Here is a 3,744-nt window from a genome sequence, read left to right on the forward strand (position 1 = left end):
AAGGCTATGTCACAGCAAGACTTTATCATTTGGGTGTTTTATTGGGTAGAGGGTAATTTAACAGCGTTGCAGCAAGGCACACGGTTGAGAAGCCGGGGAAGCCCACCCAAGCTGAGTGACGCAGAAGTCATCACGATGGAAGTGATTGGTGAATTCTTAGGTTTTTCAACAGATAAAGGGATTTGGACGTATTTTTGTCACCACTGGCGTGAGTGGTTTCCAGAACTCGGTTCACGCGCCAATTTTGCCAAACAAGCCTCAAATATTTGGGTTGTCAAACAAAAACTGCAAGAAAAGCTGGCGATATTATTGGGCGCATTCGACAGGCCGGTACATATTATCGACGGATTTCCGCTGCCAGTCTGTGGGTTCAAAAGAGCTAAAGGGAGCGCTAACTTCAAAGGGCAAGCCGATTATGGGTACTGTGCCGCCAAGAACGAAACTTACTACGGCTTTAAGGGGCATCTGATGATAGATGAAATCGGCATAGTGACGGGAATAACATTGACACCTGCTAGTGGCAGTGAACGTGAGGCTGCTTGGGATTTAGTGGCTCCGATAAAAGGCTATTTGCTCGGTGATAAGGGGTATTTAGGCGTTGAATTTAAACAAGAAATGAATAAACAAGGCATTCAGATGATCACCCCGGTGCGTACCAATATGGATGCTCCCATCCCCAGGGAAACGAGAAAAATGATTAACACCAAGCGCCGTTTAATTGAAACCGTGATTGGTCAACTCGCCGGACAATTCGCGATTGAGAAATGCTGGGCGCGGGATTTGTGGCATTTGAGTAATCGAATATCGAGAAAACTGCTTTCTCATACGTTGGGCATTTTTGCCAATTTTAAACAAGGTAAAAATCAACACGACTGGCTTCAACAAGCCAATGTTATAGGATGTTAAAATCGAGCATCGCATTTATTTAGCTTAAGACAAATAGATAATCTTCCATTAACACTACCATTAATCAGATCTGATATTTCACATTTAAGAAACTTAGCTGCTCGCTCAATCTTACAATATTTAAATGGTACTTTGATATCTGTACTGGTCATTACATCTCTCTTAAGCAAGGGAATAGGGGATACCCAACAATTCGGGCACGCGGATTTTTTTGGTGTATCGCACGAACAAATTGCCATACTTTACGCACATAAGGGATTATATCTTTTGGCTTAATTAGGGGTTGTGGATGTTTTGTGAGGGGAATTGGAACGGCATGATGATCTGGTATCCTTGTTTTCGCCAAAAAACCGTTACCTTGAGAACATCATGCCAAGAACTATGTTACCAGCTCCTTTGTGGAATAAGCTATTTTTATTCATGCAACAAAATGAGCTTATCTACAATAAAGAGGAACACCGACTGACTTTCGAAGGCATTCTTTACCGGATGAGAACGGGTATTCCATTGCGTGAATTGCCGGAGAAATTTGGCAAATGGAACTCCGTATTCAGACGTTTTAATGCTTGGTCAAAAAAAGGCGTTTTTGATTTATTATTCCAAATGTTGTCTGAAGACACGGATACTGAATGGTTGTTTATTGATGGCAGTATTATCCGTGCACATCAGCATAGTGCGGGCGCCGCCTCAGAGGAAAATGAGGCCATAGGTAAAAGTTGTGGCGGACTCTCAACCAAAATCCATTTAGCCGTAGACAGTTACGGTTTTCCTGTCCATTTTGAGCTTTCCGGGGGACAAACACATGATATCGTTCATGCTGAAAGTCTCCTTGCACAATCTCCCACTTCAGATTTTGTTATTGCGGATAAAGGATACGATAGTGAAGCTTTCAGGGAAATCGTCAAACGAAAAGGCGCGACACCGGTCATTCCCTACCGGAACAATAGCCGAAAATCGGATAAAAAGATTGATAAGGGTTTATATCGTTATCGTCATTTAGTGGAAAATGCGTTTGCCAGAATTAAGCATTTTCGTGCAATCGCAACAAGATACGATAAATTAGCACGGAATTATGCCAGTATGGTGGCACTGGCATTTGTCATCGTCTGGCTACCCATGTGGTCAGAATAAATGATGAACACAAAACGTCAACAGACCCTAGGTCGTTTGTACCCATCACAATCACTATTTCGTTATAAGGTGTCAAATCGAATTTCTCAATGTGTTGAAACCAATCAAACCGACGTTGGCTGTGTAAGCCTGAACCGACCCGATATTCGGCTTCAACCGATTGAGCACTGAGGCGTTGATAAGCTTGACTGACGGTCGGTGTGAGAGAGTCCCCTAAAAATAGGATCTTCGTCCAGAGGGGGGGACTCAGTAACACGCTGAACGCCAGCGTCAAGATAATTCTGTTGATTATGTTCATCGCATACACTTCCTCTGAAATTGGTTCAATAAATTCAATATCGATCATCTCTACATGACTGATATTTGCCTTTAGGTCACAGCAGCCATATGGCTCGATAGTCAACCCAGCGTCTTTAGAGGACTGATGATAATCGTCGCCACAGCTCCTGCCGAAATGTAATCCTAGCTATCAATATCTCACTAACAATTACTTTCTACAGAACGACTAACCGCCCATTTTGGGCATATAGACAAGTTATTTGGAGGTTGGGATCGTGCGAGGTGGGGAATGTGGATACTTTCACATGTGAAAGTTTTTTATTTTATGGCTTTAGCCAGTTTAAGATGCGTTAGCTTCTTAAACATAAAACCACCCGCTATGCGGGTGGTTCTGATTATTAGTATCGTTTTATTGACCATTGATATTATTTTATGATGCTGTAAAAATCATAAATAAGGGCGGCATCGCTCTTCGACCTTCGTTGCAGCCCTTACAACACAATCAAGCAATTAAGGAGCTTTGTTATGCTGCAAGGCAATACTAACACGAAAAAGCGCATCCCGCTCGCGGCGTTCATGAAATGGCCGCTGGCGAAACGTCAGGACTTTATCGACCGGGAAATGTCCGGTTGTCCCGACTTTATCAAGACGTCTTTGCTTCGGCACTAAGGCGACCAGGAAAGCGAAGGACCTCTCTTCGGCGGGGTTCTTCGTTTCTACCTCTTGAATGTTTCGTCAGAACAAACAGGAGCGCTTATGTCACCAGAAACACAACAAATTACATCTAAGGCTTTATCTCTCATTGAGCAGTCTCGCTACCGAATGGGCACCTCTCGGTTTGCTGAGGCCTTCATCGACCAGTGGGCGTATTTGCAGACTGGTCTATTCCCGCCAGGGAAGAAATCCCGGAGGAGCTCCAGTCGGTCGCCTTCGAGCTTTCCCATGTCCTGTCTGTCGCCATGAAGCGCGATCCCACCAGCGATGTTTTGGGCTACGTCCTGAGCATGTCTGGCTTCCACAAGAAAGGCACCCACTACTTCCCCACCCTCCAGAGATTGGCCGCCTGCTGTCGTTCACTGTTGGCTCACAGTCCTCGGCAGATTTCTATGAGCCCTGCTGTGGCTCTGGCATCAACGCCATTCACTGGATGGAAAACCTGATCAAGAGCCACGGTCCTGAGGCATTGAGAGAAGTCTCAATCTACTTAGAAGATATCGATCCGTTGATGGTGAAGTGCTGCATGATCCAGCTATTCCACTATTTTGAGTCCCGCAATACTACCCCAAAAATGCTGAATATCGTCGGTATAGACACCCTAAGCAGACGAACCAAGAACATCGCCTACTACGCAGAAAAACCACCAGCATCCGCAGCCACCGTGGCCGCATAAAAAGTATCCCCCAGCCTAGCTGTAATACCGCTCGCTTA

General features: G+C 44.8%; 5 protein-coding genes. 3 read left to right on the forward strand and 2 right to left on the reverse strand.

Annotation, left to right across the window (positions count from 1 at the left end):
* Nucleotides 1-6 precede the first annotated feature (6 nt).
* Both AAC147_RS12895 and AAC147_RS12900 read left to right on the forward strand, forming a co-directional pair.
* Nucleotides 7-906: an IS982 family transposase gene (locus AAC147_RS12895; RefSeq protein ID WP_047681662.1), complete on the forward strand. Its 900-nt coding sequence runs from the start codon at nucleotides 7-9 to the stop codon at nucleotides 904-906.
* Nucleotides 907-1,275: 369 nt separating this feature from the next.
* The gene (locus AAC147_RS12900) at nucleotides 1,276-2,037 is read left to right on the forward strand and encodes an IS5 family transposase (RefSeq protein ID WP_047681665.1); all 762 of its coding nucleotides are present in this window, start codon (nucleotides 1,276-1,278) and stop codon (nucleotides 2,035-2,037) included.
* Here AAC147_RS12900 and AAC147_RS12905 read toward each other — a convergent pair.
* Both AAC147_RS12905 and AAC147_RS20170 read right to left on the reverse strand, forming a co-directional pair.
* Nucleotides 2,006-2,335: a DUF459 domain-containing protein gene (locus AAC147_RS12905; protein ID WP_156115360.1), complete on the reverse strand. Its 330-nt coding sequence runs from the start codon at nucleotides 2,333-2,335 to the stop codon at nucleotides 2,006-2,008. The two genes, AAC147_RS12900 and AAC147_RS12905, sit on opposite strands and share 32 nt — an antisense overlap.
* Nucleotides 2,336-2,826: 491 nt before the next feature.
* The gene (locus AAC147_RS20170) at nucleotides 2,827-2,982 is read right to left on the reverse strand and encodes a hypothetical protein (RefSeq protein WP_369793149.1); all 156 of its coding nucleotides are present in this window, start codon (nucleotides 2,980-2,982) and stop codon (nucleotides 2,827-2,829) included.
* Nucleotides 2,983-3,499: 517 nt separating this feature from the next.
* On the opposite strand from AAC147_RS20170, the gene AAC147_RS20175 reads away from it, so the two are divergent.
* Nucleotides 3,500-3,706, forward strand: a complete 207-nt coding sequence (locus tag AAC147_RS20175) for a hypothetical protein (protein WP_369793150.1) — start codon at nucleotides 3,500-3,502, stop codon at nucleotides 3,704-3,706.
* The last annotated feature ends 38 nt before the right edge of the window (nucleotides 3,707-3,744 follow it).

The organism is Xenorhabdus sp. NBAII XenSa04 (assembly GCF_963866145.1).
Taxonomy (GTDB): domain Bacteria; phylum Pseudomonadota; class Gammaproteobacteria; order Enterobacterales; family Enterobacteriaceae; genus Xenorhabdus; species Xenorhabdus indica.

What these genes read in the sequence shown, in the direction of transcription:
- AAC147_RS12895 (WP_047681662.1), top strand. Translation starts at nt 7, where the DNA reads ATGTCACAGCAAGACTTTATCATTTGGGTGTTTTATTGGGTAGAGGGT.
- AAC147_RS12905 (WP_156115360.1), bottom strand. Translation starts at nt 2,335, where the DNA reads ATGAACATAATCAACAGAATTATCTTGACGCTGGCGTTCAGCGTGTTA.
- AAC147_RS12900 (WP_047681665.1), top strand. Translation starts at nt 1,276, where the DNA reads ATGCCAAGAACTATGTTACCAGCTCCTTTGTGGAATAAGCTATTTTTA.